The 13924-nt window shown below is 65.3% G+C and carries 11 protein-coding genes, 1 tRNA gene and 1 other RNA gene; 10 read left to right on the forward strand and 3 right to left on the reverse strand.

All coding sequences use genetic code 11. From position 1 onward, the window contains the following. Window positions 1–51: 51 nt before the first annotated feature. Window positions 52–945 (forward strand): DUF5996 family protein, encoded by an 894-nt coding sequence (locus A5766_RS13565; protein ID WP_005208053.1) that lies wholly within the window; start codon window positions 52–54, stop codon window positions 943–945. Window positions 946–1021: 76 nt separating this feature from the next. On the opposite strand, the gene A5766_RS13570 is transcribed toward A5766_RS13565, so the two are convergent. After that, window positions 1022–1870 (reverse strand): NmrA family NAD(P)-binding protein, encoded by an 849-nt coding sequence (locus tag A5766_RS13570; RefSeq protein WP_064905050.1) that lies wholly within the window; start codon window positions 1868–1870, stop codon window positions 1022–1024. A gap of 112 nt (window positions 1871–1982) precedes the next feature. On the opposite strand from A5766_RS13570, the gene A5766_RS13575 reads away from it, so the two are divergent. From A5766_RS13575 to A5766_RS13610, 8 genes are all read left to right on the forward strand, one after another. Beyond that, a tRNA-Ser gene (locus A5766_RS13575) sits at window positions 1983–2068 on the forward strand. A gap of 187 nt (window positions 2069–2255) precedes the next feature. Next, entirely contained in the window at window positions 2256–2978 is a 723-nt protein-coding gene (locus A5766_RS13580) for a hypothetical protein (protein WP_231894643.1), read from the forward strand. Window positions 2979–3044: 66 nt separating this feature from the next. Further along, window positions 3045–3139: signal recognition particle sRNA small type (ffs, locus tag A5766_RS13585), an RNA gene on the forward strand. 70 nt (window positions 3140–3209) lie between these two features. After that, window positions 3210–4496 (forward strand): aminotransferase class I/II-fold pyridoxal phosphate-dependent enzyme, encoded by a 1287-nt coding sequence (locus A5766_RS13590; RefSeq protein ID WP_039856680.1) that lies wholly within the window; start codon window positions 3210–3212, stop codon window positions 4494–4496. Between the two features lie 29 nt (window positions 4497–4525). Then, window positions 4526–5827, forward strand: a complete 1302-nt coding sequence (locus A5766_RS13595) for a glycosyltransferase 87 family protein (RefSeq protein ID WP_174273072.1) — start codon at window positions 4526–4528, stop codon at window positions 5825–5827. Window positions 5828–5912: 85 nt separating this feature from the next. Further along, window positions 5913–6374 (forward strand): hypothetical protein, encoded by a 462-nt coding sequence (locus A5766_RS13600; RefSeq protein ID WP_005208039.1) that lies wholly within the window; start codon window positions 5913–5915, stop codon window positions 6372–6374. A gap of 111 nt (window positions 6375–6485) precedes the next feature. Further along, window positions 6486–8054, forward strand: coding sequence for an acyl-CoA synthetase (locus tag A5766_RS13605; protein ID WP_039856679.1), 1569 nt, complete (start codon window positions 6486–6488; stop codon window positions 8052–8054). Between the two features lie 76 nt (window positions 8055–8130). Beyond that, entirely contained in the window at window positions 8131–10626 is a 2496-nt protein-coding gene (locus tag A5766_RS13610; protein ID WP_005208037.1) for a DNA polymerase III subunit gamma and tau, read from the forward strand. 39 nt (window positions 10627–10665) lie between these two features. On the opposite strand, the gene A5766_RS13615 is transcribed toward A5766_RS13610, so the two are convergent. After that, window positions 10666–11991, reverse strand: coding sequence for a class I SAM-dependent methyltransferase (locus tag A5766_RS13615; protein ID WP_005208036.1), 1326 nt, complete (start codon window positions 11989–11991; stop codon window positions 10666–10668). Further along, window positions 11988–13379, reverse strand: a complete 1392-nt coding sequence (locus A5766_RS13620; RefSeq protein ID WP_005208035.1) for an FAD-binding oxidoreductase — start codon at window positions 13377–13379, stop codon at window positions 11988–11990. The genes A5766_RS13615 and A5766_RS13620 overlap by 4 nt, the downstream gene beginning before the upstream one ends. 80 nt (window positions 13380–13459) lie before the next feature. Between A5766_RS13620 and A5766_RS13625 the strand changes: the two genes are divergently transcribed. Continuing rightward, on the forward strand, window positions 13460–13900 hold the full coding sequence (locus A5766_RS13625) for an SRPBCC family protein (RefSeq protein WP_064905052.1): 441 nt from the start codon (window positions 13460–13462) through the stop codon (window positions 13898–13900). Window positions 13901–13924: the final 24 nt, after the last annotated feature.

Here is a 13924-nt window from a genome sequence, read left to right on the forward strand (position 1 = left end):
ATCGGCGTCGTGCAGTCGAAACACGTCGTCGCACAAGGGAATGAGTAGCGAATGACCACAACCGCAACGTTCGAATCATGGCCGGAGCTCCGTGTGTCCGACTGGGAGCAGACCCGCGACACGGTGCACATGTGGAGTCAGATCGTCGGAAAGACCCGAATGGCGTTGGCCCCGAATGAGAATCATTGGTGGCAGGTCGCGCTGTATGTGAACTCGGTGGGCCTCACGACCTCGTTGATGCCCTACGACGGCTACGGCGTCGAGATCGTCTTCGACTTCGCCGACCACGTCCTCGACATCACCACGACGAAAGGCGAACGGCGACAGGTGCGTCTCGAGCCACGCACCACCGCCGACTTCTACGCGGATTATCTGGCACAGCTGGAATCGCTCGGCATCAGCGTGCCCATCTACGACCGCCCCGTCGAAGTGGCCGAGTCGATCCCGTTCGCGCAGGACACGACGCACGCCTCGTACGACGCCGACGCCGTGAAGCTCTTCTGGCACCAATTGGTCAGCGCGCAGCGCGTTTTCGCGGAGTTCCGTGGAAAGTGGCGCGGCAAGTGCAGCCCCGTTCACTTCTTCTGGGGCTCATTCGATCTCGCGGTCACCAGATTCTCCGGCCGTCCCGCTCCGCTGTTCTCCGGCGTCGTGCCGAACTGTCCGGAGCGAGTGATGGTCGAATCCTATTGCGAGGAGGTCTCCAGCGCCGGGTTCTGGCCCGGTGGCGCCGACGAGGGGGCCTTCTACTCCTATTCGTATCCCGTCTACGAGGGCTACCCCGACGCGAAGGTGCACCCGGCGGCGGCGTCGTACGACACGACGCTCGGCGAATTCCTGCTGCCCTACACCGCCGTTCGAACCGCCGACGACTCAGACGCAAGCCTTCGGGAGTTCCTGCAGTCGACGTTCGACGTCGAATCCAGTCTGGGGGAGTGGCCGTAGAAAGTGAATGTGTGTCGTATCGAAGGATGTGTGTGTTGCAGCGCCCACATCCTTCGATACGACACACATTCTCCGGTCAGCCGAGAGCGTGCTGCGCCCAGTCCGCGAACGACTCCCACTCGATCTGCGGGTAGGCCGCGTGCAGCGCTGCGACGTCGACGCTGTACCCCTTGGTCGCCAGGAACGTGAACATCGCCTGCATATCCGGCGACGAAATACGTTCGGGGTCATACGATTCCGCGTGCACCTCCTGGCCGGTCGCGGCAGTCAGCGCGGCGGCGATCGCGTTCGGGGTGATCTCGTCTGAGGCCAGGTCGATGCGTCGGCCCGTGAAGTCGGCAGGGGCATCGAACAGCATCGCGACGAATCGGCCGAAGTCCCGACGCGAGAGTTGTTGCAGCGCCTTCTCCGCGGGCAGGGCGAGCGGCATCACGCCGGCTTTGAGTGCGTCGAGGCTGCCGAGCAGGTTGTCGTAGAAGTAGGTCGGGCCGACGATCGTGTGCGGGATGCTCGACGCCGCGAGCTTCTTCTCCACCTCGTACTTCGAATCGAAGTGCGGGATACCGGTGTTGTGATCGGCATCGGCGACCGACGAGAACACCAGATACGGCACGGATGCGGCTTCGGCCGCCGCGATGATGTTCTCGCCCTGCCCGACCTCGGCGTCGGCTCCCGACTCGAACGGCGTCGTCAGCGCGAAGACCCCGGCGGCCCCGGCGAAGGCGTCGGCAAGGCCATTTCCGGTCGCGATGTCGGCGACGGCCAGCGGGATGCTGCGGTCCGCGAGCTCCAGCGACCTGTCCGAATCGAGAAACCGTACGACGCCGCGCACGGGTTTTCCAGCGTCACGCAGCGCGTGCAACACCACGCCGCCCTGATTACCGGTCGCGCCGAGAACGACGTAGGGAGATTCGGATGTGGGCATGGCGTCGACCTTTCCGTGGCGGGGGAGCACCTTCGACGCTACCGATCGACGCCCGGTGCCGACCGCACGAATTTGGGTCTGGGGTGGATTGGCCGTTATTATCGCCAAGCCTGGAGGATTCGCCTAGTGGCCTATGGCGCTCGCCTGGAACGCGGGTTGGGTTAATAGCCCTCAGGAGTTCGAATCTCCTATCCTCCGCAGCAGAAACGAGCCCGACGCGTATGTGAGCGTCGGGCTCGTTTCGTTTCCGCAGGTCACTGCCCTGAACCGGCTGTCGTTCACTCCGAGGACACCTGCGCCTGGGATGGTTACGCGCGTTCAGCCGGAACGCTGCTCGCGGCGGAGGTCGAACGTACCCCACCCCGTCCACGGCAGGAGCGACACGATGGCAGCGTGCAGAGCGACCAACCGTCCTCATCCGCATCGTCCGCGGCCGGCACGCCCGCTGCAGCCGAGTCGCCGGTTGGCCCTCGCGGCGTCGACGATCGCACTGGCCCTGATGGCGTCGTTGGCCGCTTTCGCCCCAGCGCATGCGTCGCCGCAGCGCGGAGTTGACCCCGTGCACATTCCGACGCGTGCCGCGAAGGACTTCAGTCTGCTCATCGCATATAGCTTCGGGAACCGCATCGCGCCCGGCGTCGACGCCACCCGCACGGTCGGCGAACCGGGTCCGGTCAACGAAGCGCTGGCCGAGTCCGCAATCCGCACGCGCGGCAACCGCACCATCCCGATCTACGCCCAGACCGAGATCGCCCGCGTATTGCATGCGAAGTTCCATGCCGCGGGCGTCGTCGAGATCCCGCCGAATCGCAAGCCCGACGGCACGCTCGTCTACCTCTCCACCGACGGTGTCGCCGCCAAGGTCGCACAACTACGCGGACCGTCGGCACGCGTCGACGTCGCCGGGATCATCGCGTTCTCCGACCATCAATGGCGCGCGGTCTACACGACGCGCGCCAACGGACTCGACGCCTATGCGCCCGCGGGCATCGCGATGCCGTCGACCTACGACCCACTCTCCGGGCAGGACTGGACCCGCAGCCGCTCCGCCTACCTGCCACGCGACTACGCGGCCCGACTCGCTCTGCTCCCGCGACTCCTGCGCTGATCGACCTCCGGGCGACAACCACGCCGACCCCCTGACGCATCGCGACAAAGGCTCGCTACAATTGACGACGGATCCCGCGCGGCGTGCATCCTGTGAACTCCCCCAGGGCCGGAAGGCAGCAAGGGTCAACGGGCTCTCTCGGGTGCGCGGGGTCCTCTAACTTTTGTTCAGATCCGCAAGCGTGCCGAAAGCCGCCATCGAGCCTGGCGCCGGTTCGGCGAGAGGTTTCCGTTGAACTACCACTCGATGAGTGCAGACGAACTTCGCGCCACCCAAGACGACCTGCGAAAACTCTACGAGGGTTTGCTGTCCGCTGGGCTGAAGCTGGATCTCACCCGCGGTAAGCCCGCGCCGGAACAACTCGACCTCTCCAACGAGCTGCTGTCGTTGCCCGGCCTCGGCGACTACCGTGACGCCTCCGGCACCGACTGCCGCAACTACGGCGGCGTCAGTGGGCTGCCGGAGCTGCGCGCGATCTTCGCCGAGCTGCTCGCCGTCGACGCCGACAACCTGATCGCCTTCGGCAATGCCAGCCTCGACCTGATGCACCAGGTGGTGGTGTCCTCACTGCTCAAGGGCACTCCCGACTCTCCGGAGTCTTGGTCGTCGACCGGCGAGACCGTCAAGTTCCTGTGCCCGTCGCCCGGCTATGACCGCCACTTCGCGATCACCGAGCACTACGGCATCGAGATGATCCCGGTGCCGATGCTCCCGAACGGCCCCGACGTCGACGTCTGCGCGCAGTTGGTTGCCGACGATCCGTCGATCAAGGGTCTGTGGGCCGTGCCCACCTACTCCAACCCCACGGGCGCCACCTACAGCGAAGACGTCGCACGCGCCCTGATGGCGATGCCCGCGGCGCCGGACTTCCGTGTCTTCTGGGACAACGCCTACGCCGTCCACACGCTTGTCGACGCCCCGCCCACCCCGCTGCCGATCGTCGACATCGCCGCGCAGGAGGGCCACCCCAACCGCGTCTACGTGTTCGGCTCGACGTCGAAGATCACCTTCGCGGGAGCGGGTGTTGCCTTCTTCGGGTCGTCGGCGACCAACGTCAAGTGGCTGACCGACAACCTCGCGTTCACGACGATCGGTCCGGACAAGATCAACCAGCTTCGTCACCTGAGGTTCTTCGGTGATGCCGACGGCGTGCGCGCGCACATGGCCAAGCACCGCGAGATCCTCGCCCCCAAGTTCCGCCTGGTGCTCGAGATCCTCCAAGACCGGCTCGCCGACTCCAAGGTCGCGGCTTGGTCGGAGCCCGAGGGCGGCTACTTCATCAGCCTCGACGTCCTCGACGGCGCCGCCAAGCGGACCATCGCGCTCGCGAAGGAGGCCGGGATCGCGCTGACGGCCGCCGGGTCAACCTACCCGTACAAGCACGATCCGTACGACCGCAACATCCGGCTCGCACCGACCTTCCCCAGCACCGACGACCTGCGCGTCGCGATGGACGGCGTTGCGACCTGTGCACTTCTTGCCGCGACGGAGAAGCTCCTCGCCGACGTCGAATCCTGACGAGACGGCACACGTGTGACAGTCCGGCAATGGTGAGGGCCTCACGACGTTGGGTCGTGGCTGTCGGCTTCCTGCTCGTCGCCGCCGTGGCCGTGTGGTTGCAGGATGTGATCGTTCCCTTCACGACGCCGTTCTGGGGACTCTTCGACAACCAACTCGACCTCGACGTGTACCGCGCCGGAACGCAAACCGTGCTCGACGGTGGCAGCCTGTACGACGCCAAACTACTCGGCCAGATGGACTACACGTACGCGCCCATCTCGGCGATCATCTTCATCCCGTTCGCGCTGATGTCGTTCGAAGTGGCCCGAATCGTCTGGACCGCAGGCATTTTCATCGCGCTGTACCTGGTGATCATGTTGTGCTTCCGCTCGCTCGGCAGACAGGCGACGTGGCCGCTGCGGATCATCGCGCTCTCGCTGATTGCCGTCGCGCTGCTGCTCGAACCGGTCCGCACGACGGTCTGGTACGGCCAGATCAACGTTTTTCTGTTGCTCATCATCCTGGCCGACCTGCTGCGTGTCGACAGACCCAAGGGCGACAACAGCCGCGGTATGGGCATCGGCACCGGAATCGCCGCGGGTATCAAACTGACCCCGTTGATCTTCATCCTGTACCTGGCAATTCTGCGGCGCTGGCGCGCGATGTTCGGGGTCATCGCTGGCTTCGTCGGCACCATCGTCGTCGGATTCATCGTGCTGCCAAGCGAATCCTGGGCCTACTGGACCGACAAGCTCTTCGACTCCAACCGAGTCGGCGCACCGCAAACCGTTGGTAACCAGTCGATCCGCGGGTGGTTGGCCAACCTCATCCACACCGACGCGCCGAACTCGTTGCTATGGGGTGTCCTTGCCCTCGCGGCGCTCGCGTTGGGTATGTACGCGGCCGTACTCGCGCACCGCCACGGTCAGGAACTGCTGGCGCTGAGCCTCGTCGGCATGACGGCATGCGCGATCTCGCCCATGTCGTGGGGACATCACTGGGTGTGGTTCGTGCCGATCCTGGTGATCTGCGTGAATCTGGTGTTGCGCGTTGATCTGTCGCCGCTGCGTCGAACATTGGCGGGCGTGGCCTGCGTAAGTCTGATTCTGGTGTCGTTCTCGTGGCGCACCTATCTCGCGCATCCGATCTGGTTTGTCAACAAGACAGTTCCCGACGCCTATCTCATCGGACTGTTTTTCAAACATGGAATCAGTTGGCTCGAATGGTTCACGGTATATCCCTACAACGCGGTGTTCCTCGGCACGGCAATCGCGACAATCGTCGTCTATCGGACATCGAATGCCGCGGCTGTGACCGGCGCCGATAACGTTCGCGACACGGTCGGCTAGTCGCGCTAACGAGTTGTCGCTGCAATTCGACGTGAATCATGACGGGGCCGACGTCCACGGCCCCGCATTCTCGAGGAGGCGCACCATGATTCGACGTTCGATGGCACGCAAAATGACCACAGGGCTCGTCGGTGCCTGCGCGGTAGCCGCAGCCACGATCGGAGCCGGTCACGCAGCGGCTGATCAATCGGTCTACGGCGAGGTCGGTATGGGGTGTTCCAGCCTCAACCCCAACATCATCGATATTCCCTCGTATGCGGGCATACACGTCCAGCGGCGAGAGGGCGACAACACATTCACCTTGTGGGGCGACAGCAAGAGCTTCTTTCGCTATTACTCCGACACGAGAGTCGTCGTAACCCAACTCTCCAATGGAGCGACGCACACCTACAACACGCACTGGGTCCACACGATCGCCGACGACAGCGGCTATCGGATCGACGACATCCCGGGCCGCGGCAAGGTGAAGATCACGATCAATGCCGTCAACCGCGGACTGCTGACGCTGCGCGCACCCGAATGCTCCGGCGTCACCGATCTGCAGTAGCACTACTCGGTTATTGACAATTCACTGAACTCGGACACGGGTGGGCAATAAGCTGTCGCCAACTTCGGCGGAGTCTCGAGCATGCTCCGCCCTCGATGGCGGGAGTCAGTGATGGCAGGACGAGTGGTGGTACCCGATTCGATGGATCTCGGTTCGTGGATTGCGCGGCGTGCAGCGATCATCCCGGATCACCCGGCACTGACCTTCGACGGCGAGACGCTGACGTTCGCCGAGCTCCAGCGTCGAATTGACCTGCTGGCCGAGCGACTGGTCGACGGCGGAGTCGCGCAGGGCGATCGCGTTGCCTATCTCGGACCGAATCACTCGGCATTCCTGGTCGCGCTGTTCGCCTGCGCGCGAGCGGGCGCGACATTCGTCCCGCTCAACTTCCGGCTCACCGGACCAGAGCTCGCGTACATCCTCGGTGACTGCGGCGCAACAACTCTCATCGCCGACGCCACGCTGACCGGTGTCGTCGACGACGTGCGCGCAGACATCGACGTGCAACGGTTCATCGCGGTCGGCGGCGCCGACGGTTGGGAGAACTTCGACGACGTGCTGGCCGCCGGTGAGCCGATCGCCGGTCCGGTGTTCGCCGACGCCGAGGACGTCGCGGTCATCATGTACACCTCGGGGACCACCGGTCGTCCCAAAGGCGCCATGCTCACGCACGGAAACCTGTTCTGGAACAACATCAATGCGCTGCTCAGCTTCGACACCGTCTCCACCGACATCACCTACACCGCGGCGCCGCTGTTCCACATCGGCGGCCTCAACGTCACCACTCTCGTCACGCTCCAGAAGGGTGGCCACGTGATCCTGTCGGGTGCGTTCGATCCGACACAGACACTGGCCGACATCGAAAAATACCGTGTCACAACGATGTTCGGCGTCCCCGCGATGTTTCTGTTCATGAGCCAGGTTCCTGCTTTCGCCACCGCAGACCTCTCTTCGCTGCGATACCTCATCTGCGGCGGCGCCCCAGTGCCCGAGCCGTTGATGCGCACCTACGCCGACCGCGGAGTCACGTTCGCGCAGGGCTACGGCCTCACCGAAACAGCTCCGCTCGCACTCGTCATGGGCATCGACGAGTCGGAGAAGAAGATCGGAGCCGCGGGGAACAGGGTGTTGCCGCTCTCGGACGTGCGACTCGTCGACGCCACCAACGCCGAGGTGGCGCCGGGGCAGCCGGGCGAGATCTGTGTGCGTGGACCCCAGGTGATGGTGGGCTACTGGGACAATCCCGGCGCCACCGACGCCGCGATCGACGACGACGGGTGGTTCCACACCGGCGACGTCGGACGTGAGGACGACGAGGGATATGTCTACGTCATCGACCGCGTGAAGGACATGGTCATCAGCGGCGGCGAGAACGTCTATCCCGCCGAGGTCGAGAGCGTGCTCTACAGCCACCCCGCGGTCGCCGAGGTCGCGATCGTCGGACTCCCCGATGCGAAGTGGGGAGAGGCCGTCACGGCGGTCGTCGCGACGGCGCCCGGCGAGACCGTGACCCTGAAAGAACTGCGCGAATTCGCGGCCGACCGCCTTGCCCGCTACAAGCTCCCGCTGCGTCTGGAGTTCATTGACGCGCTGCCGCGCAATCCGTCCGGCAAGGTGCTCAAGTTCGCGCTGCGCGACCGGTTCGGTGCGGAAGCTCCCGCCGCGAGCCCGGCGGTCTGACCTGCCGGGGAAGGTCGCTGTGCACAGCCGTAGGGCAGGCGGCTGCGCTGTCGGTGTCCGCCGGTACTCTCGACGCGTGGCTCTGTATCGCACCTATCGTCCGGCAACCTTCGCCGAAGTCGTCGGTCAGGAGCACGTCACCGATCCGCTGAGCCGTGCTCTCGACGGAAACCGCATCAATCACGCGTACCTGTTCTCCGGGCCACGTGGGTGTGGCAAGACGTCGTCGGCTCGCATCCTGGCGCGCTCGCTCAACTGCGAGCAGGGCCCGACGTCGACGCCGTGTGGTGTCTGCTCCTCGTGCGTGGCCCTCGCGCCGGGCGGGCCGGGCAACCTCGACGTGATCGAACTCGACGCCGCCAGCCACGGTGGCGTCGACGACACGCGTGAACTGCGCGACCGCGCCTTCTACGCCCCGTCGGAGTCGCGGTATCGCGTGTTCATCGTCGACGAGGCGCACATGGTCACCAACGCGGGGTTCAATGCGTTGCTGAAGATCGTCGAGGAGCCGCCGGAGCACCTCATCTTCGTCTTCGCCACCACCGAGCCCGAGAAGGTCTTGCCCACCATCCGCTCGCGCACGCACCACTACCCGTTCCGCCTCCTCGCGCCGCCGGTCATGCGCGGGCTGCTCGAGAACATCTGCGCCAAAGAGGGCGTCGTCGTGGCGCCGGATGTCTATCCGTTGGTCATCCGCGCTGGAGGCGGCTCACCGCGCGACTCACTGTCGATCCTCGACCAGCTACTCGCAGGTGCGTCCGACGAGGGCGTCACCTACGACCGTGCCCTCGCCCTGCTCGGTGTCACCGACATCGCACTCATCGACGACGCCATCGACGCCCTCGCCGCCTCCGATGGCGCAGCGCTGTTCGCGACGGTCGAGAAGGTCGTCGACGCCGGGCATGATCCTCGACGTTTCGCCGTCGACCTTCTCGAGCGGTTGCGCGATCTCATTCTGCTGCAAGCAGTTCCGGACGCTGCCGAACGTGGACTCGTCGAAGCGCCTGGCGATCAACTCGCGCGCATGCAAGGTCAGATCGAGCATCTCGGACCGGGCGGACTCACCCGCTTCGCCGAGATCGTGCACGAAGCGCTCGGCGAGATGCGCGGCACCACGTCGCCGCGCCTGCTGCTCGAGGTGATGTGCGCGCGGATGCTGCTGCCATCGGTCTCCGCCGCCGACGCCGCGCTGCTCCAGCGTCTCGAACGACTCGAGTCAGGCGTCGCTCCGGCCGGAGGGAACGCCGGCGGTGCAACGCCCTCGCCTTCCGCGCGCGCCGAGGGTGCTCCCACCGCGGCCCCCGCCCCGCCGCCCGTCGACCCGCCCAAGTACGTCCGCCCCTCGCAGCGCAAGACGGACGAGCCGCCAGCCGTCGCCTCGGCGGCCAGCGCCGGCGATTCCTCCGCTGGTCGAGCAGACCGGAGCGCTAGCGCCGGCGATCCCCCCGCTGGTCGAGCAGACCGGAGCGCCAGCGGAGGTGAGTCTTCCGCTGGTCGAGCAGACCGGAGCGCCAGCGGAGGCGATCCCACCGCTGGTCGAGCAGACCGGAGCGCCAGCGGAGGTCGTGTCGAGACCACCCCGCCCGATCCCACGCGCGGCGATGCTCCTGCTGCCGCGCCTGCGGGCGATTCCTCCGCTGCCGCGCCCGCAGGCGATCCCTCCGCTGGTCGAGCAGACCGGAGCGCTAGCGCAGGCGATCCCACCGCTGGTCGAGCAGACCGGAGCGCTAGCGGAGGTCGTGTCGAGACCACCCCCGCCGAGACCACCACGCCCGCCGAGCCCACGCGCCCGATGCCGGTGGCGCCTGCGAAGCCCGCCGCACCACCGACGCCCGAACCTGCCCCGACACCGGAACCGGCCGCAGTAGTTGCCGCAGACGACGACATCCCGCTACCCGACGAGCCCGTCGACGACTACGACGCGCCCGTCCCCGACGACGGCAGACCGTCCACGCCACGCAGCGTCGAACCCGAACCGCAACCAGAACCAGAACCCGAACCGCAGGCCGGCCTCGACGTCGAGACCGCGCGCAAGCGCTTCCAGGAAGTCCGCGCCGCGGTCCGTGAGCGGTCGAAGAGTCTCGAACCGATGCTGTCGAACGCCGTCGTCGACGAGATCCGCGACAACGTCGTGATCCTGGCGCATCCCGTTGAAGTGTTGGTCGGCAGATTGTCGGCGCCGCATGCGGTCAACATCATGCGCGAGGCGCTGCACGAGGTCTTCGGAACCGAACTCGACGTGCAGACCATCCATAAGGTCGTCGACGTGACCGCGCCTACGAAAAACGCAGCGGGACAACCAGATCGGCAGCAGCGTCGTGCTCAGACCTTCTCGCGGCCGAGCCGCGCTCGAGGCACCTCGGGCGAGCAATCCGACGCCGCCGCAGCACCGGAGGCTCCCGCCGAGCCCGAGGAGCCTGAACCGCCGCGCCAAGACGACGACATCCCCGACGCTGAGCGTGCGGAGATGGTCGCCGAGGTGCAGAACGCGGCTCCCGAGGGTCGCTTCGACCCGAACAAGGTCGCGATGGAACTGCTACAGACCGAGCTGGGCGCCCGGCCGCTGGAGTAGCGCGCACCGCGCGCCGCTACCAGCGGGTCCGAGTCGCCGCTATGCGTCCCACCACGGGCGTAGTGGGAGATCGCTCTGGCCGTAGTCGTCGAGCTTGGTCGCCAGGACGTGGTGAAGCTGAACGATGTTGCGCTCGAAGCCGATTCGGCATCCGGCCATGTACAGGCCCCACAGCCTCGCGGTGCCCTCGGTGACCTCTTCGACGGCCTCGTCCCAATGCTCGACGAGGTTGCGGTTCCAGTCACGCAGCGTCATGGCGTAGTGCGGACGGAAGTTCTCCTCGTGCAGCACCTCGAGTCCGCCGATGTCCTGGATCTTCGAGATGATCTTGCCGGAGCCGGTGAGCTCCCCGTCGGGGAAGACGTAGCGGTCGATGAACGATCCGGCGCGTGCGTTCTTGAAGTTGTCAGGTCGAGTGATGCAGTGGTTCAACATCATTCCGCCGCCCCGCAGCTTGTCGCGGATGAACGAGAAGTACGCCGGATAGTTGTGGACGCCGATGTGCTCGGTCAGTCCGATCGACGAGACGGCGTCGAAGTCGCTCTCGGTCACGTCGCGGTAGTCGCTGAAGCGCACCTCGGCGAGGTCGCTGAGCCCCTCGTCGACGATCTTCTTCTGCGCCCACTCGGCCTGCTCCGCGGAGAGCGTGACACCGAGTACCTTGACTCCGCGAGACGCTGCGTAGCGCACCATTCCGCCCCAGCCGCAACCGATGTCGAGGAGACGATCGCCAGGCTTGAGTCGCAGCTTGTCGAAGATCAGGCGGTACTTGTTCTCCTGGGCCGTCTCCAGCGACGCCTCGAGGTCGGGGTAGACGGCGCAGGTGTAGGTCATCGACGGTCCGAGAACCCACTCGTAGAAGGTGTTCGACACGTCGTAGTGATGATGAATCACCTCGGCGTCGCGGGTTTTGCTGTGCCGCAATCCTTCTGCGAAGCGACGCCAGCGTGGCAGCGCTTCCTGGGGCGGCGGCGCGATCGGCTTGAAATGCTCGATGCCCAGCGAGCGGGCCACATTCGCCAACGTCAAGGGAGACGGACGCTTGAATTCGAGGTCGGCGGCAAGAGCGCGCAGCGCCTCGTAGGGGTCGCCGGGGTGGGCCCCGATCAACTCGAGGTCGCCAGACACGTACGCGCGCGCCAGTCCGAGGTCGCCGGGTGCGGTGACGAGATACGTTGTGCCACGAGAGTTCTTGAGGTTCAGCCCATACTCGGCGTCGGCGGGGCCTGCCGAGCTGCCGTCGTACGCGGTGATCCTGATGCTGAGATTGCCGCCGACGAGCGACTCGAAGATCTGCGCCAGCGTCATCTTACCCGGCGAGGCTTCCGGGGGAGATGCGGGTCCGTTGTCCTGGAACGTCGTCATTGCCGTTTCACCGCTTTCGCATAGAGGTCGAGAAGCCGGCCGCGAGGGTCGTACCGCTTCTTCAGGAGTCGATAGTGTTCGCCACCGTAGAGTTCGTCGAACTCTTCGGGGGAGTAGAAGGATTCCGAATACAGGGACTTGTGGCCGTCGAGATCGGCCACCTCGCGCTCGATGAGCTTGTTGGCGTGGCCGGGATCGCCGGGAGTCACCGGCACTGCCGACCAGAACCCGACGTTGACGTAGGTGCGCTTGGGCTCGAGCGGGTAGAGCGGCCACGGCCGCGCGGCGTCGGCAACTGGTAGTGCCGGCTCACGTAAACGCAACGGGCACAACCACACCGGCTCGATCGGAATGTTCTCGAGGAACCACTCGAGGTACGCGGTGGTGTTCTCGATCGGAACCTCGATGTCTTGCACCACCCGCTCATTGGCGGGCAAACCCTTGCGCTTGTTGAGCCTGTCGGCGATGTCGAAGCGCTGGTCGTAGCCGATCAACTTCCAGTAGAAGCTGCTGCGCAGCAACTTCTTTGGCCAGAGGCGTCGAATCTTCGGGTTCTGGGCACCGAAGGCTCGTGAACACCAGAACCAGTCGGTGTCCCAGCGCCAGAGGTAGTCGTGGATGGTCAGGCGGTCGCGCTTGATTCCGGAATCGTGCTGGATGGACCGGTAGTAGATGTCCATCCCGGTGTAGTCGCTGACCGGACCGGCGTCGTCGGTTTGGCGGCCGACGGTCAGGTACGCCTCGTCGGCGGTGAAGACCACACCGTCGAGGTAGTCGACGCGCTCGCCGTCGTAGGTACGCTCGTCGGCGATGGTGTTCATCGTCGACTGCAGTGTCGCAAGATCGTGAAAACGTATGTGGCGCAACGCAACGTACGGCTGCACTGATTCGAGTTCGATCTTCAGTCTGACCGAATATCCCAGCGTCCCATACGAATTGGGGAAACCGAAGAAGAGGTCGGAGTTCTCGTTGGTCGGCGTCGCGGTGACGATGGAGCCGTCGCCGGTCAGAATGTCGATCTCGAGCACCGACTCGTGCGGCAGGCCGTTACGGAACGAGGTGCTCTCGATACCAAGGCCAGTCACCGCACCGCCGAGGGTGATGGTCTTGAGCTGCGGCACCACCAGCGGCGCCAGTCCGTAGGGCAGCGTTGCGGCGACCAGATTCTCGTAGGTGCACATTCCCGCGACGTCGGCGGTCTTGGCAACAGGATCGACGGAGATCACCCGATCGAGACCCGATACATCGAGGCCGGGATGCGGATTCTTGGCGCGCGCACGAAACAGGTTCGACGTCTTTTTCGCGAGACGGACCGTTGCTCCTGGCGGAATCGCCCGATAGCTGGCCAGAAGGGTGGCAACCCCGTCGTCGAAAGCCTGTGCCCCCATCTCCAACCGTCCAGAAGTCACTTGGCTAGCCTAGGACCTGATCAGCACGCCCGCCAATCTGCCATGAAGGAGTGCCCGTCGTGGGTGAGATTTCCGCCAGTCAAACGATCGACATCGCCGCAAGTCCCGACCAGGTGATCGGGGTGCTCGCCGACTACGTCGACGCACGTCCGGCGATCCTTTCCGAGCAGTACCGCGACTACAAGGTCATCAGCGGCGGCCAGGGCGACGGAACGGTGGTGCACTGGATTCTGCAGGCGACCTCCAAGCGTCAGCGCGACGTGAAGGCGACAGTCAGCGTCGTGCCGGACACCATCACCGAACGCGATGAGAACTCGTCGATGGTGACCACCTACAAGGTCACCCCGGCCGGTAGCGGTTCCAAGGTCACCACGACCACCACGTGGAACTCCAACGCCAGCGGCATCGGCGGCTTCTTCGAGAAGACGTTCGCGCCCAAGGGTCTCGCGAAGATCCAGGCTCAGCTGCTCGCGAATCTCAAGGCGCGGGTCGAGAAGTAGCCCACTTCTGCGGACCGGTTCGCA

Source organism: Gordonia sp. 852002-51296_SCH5728562-b, assembly GCF_001665475.1.
Classification (GTDB): Bacteria; Actinomycetota; Actinomycetes; order Mycobacteriales; family Mycobacteriaceae; genus Gordonia; species Gordonia sputi.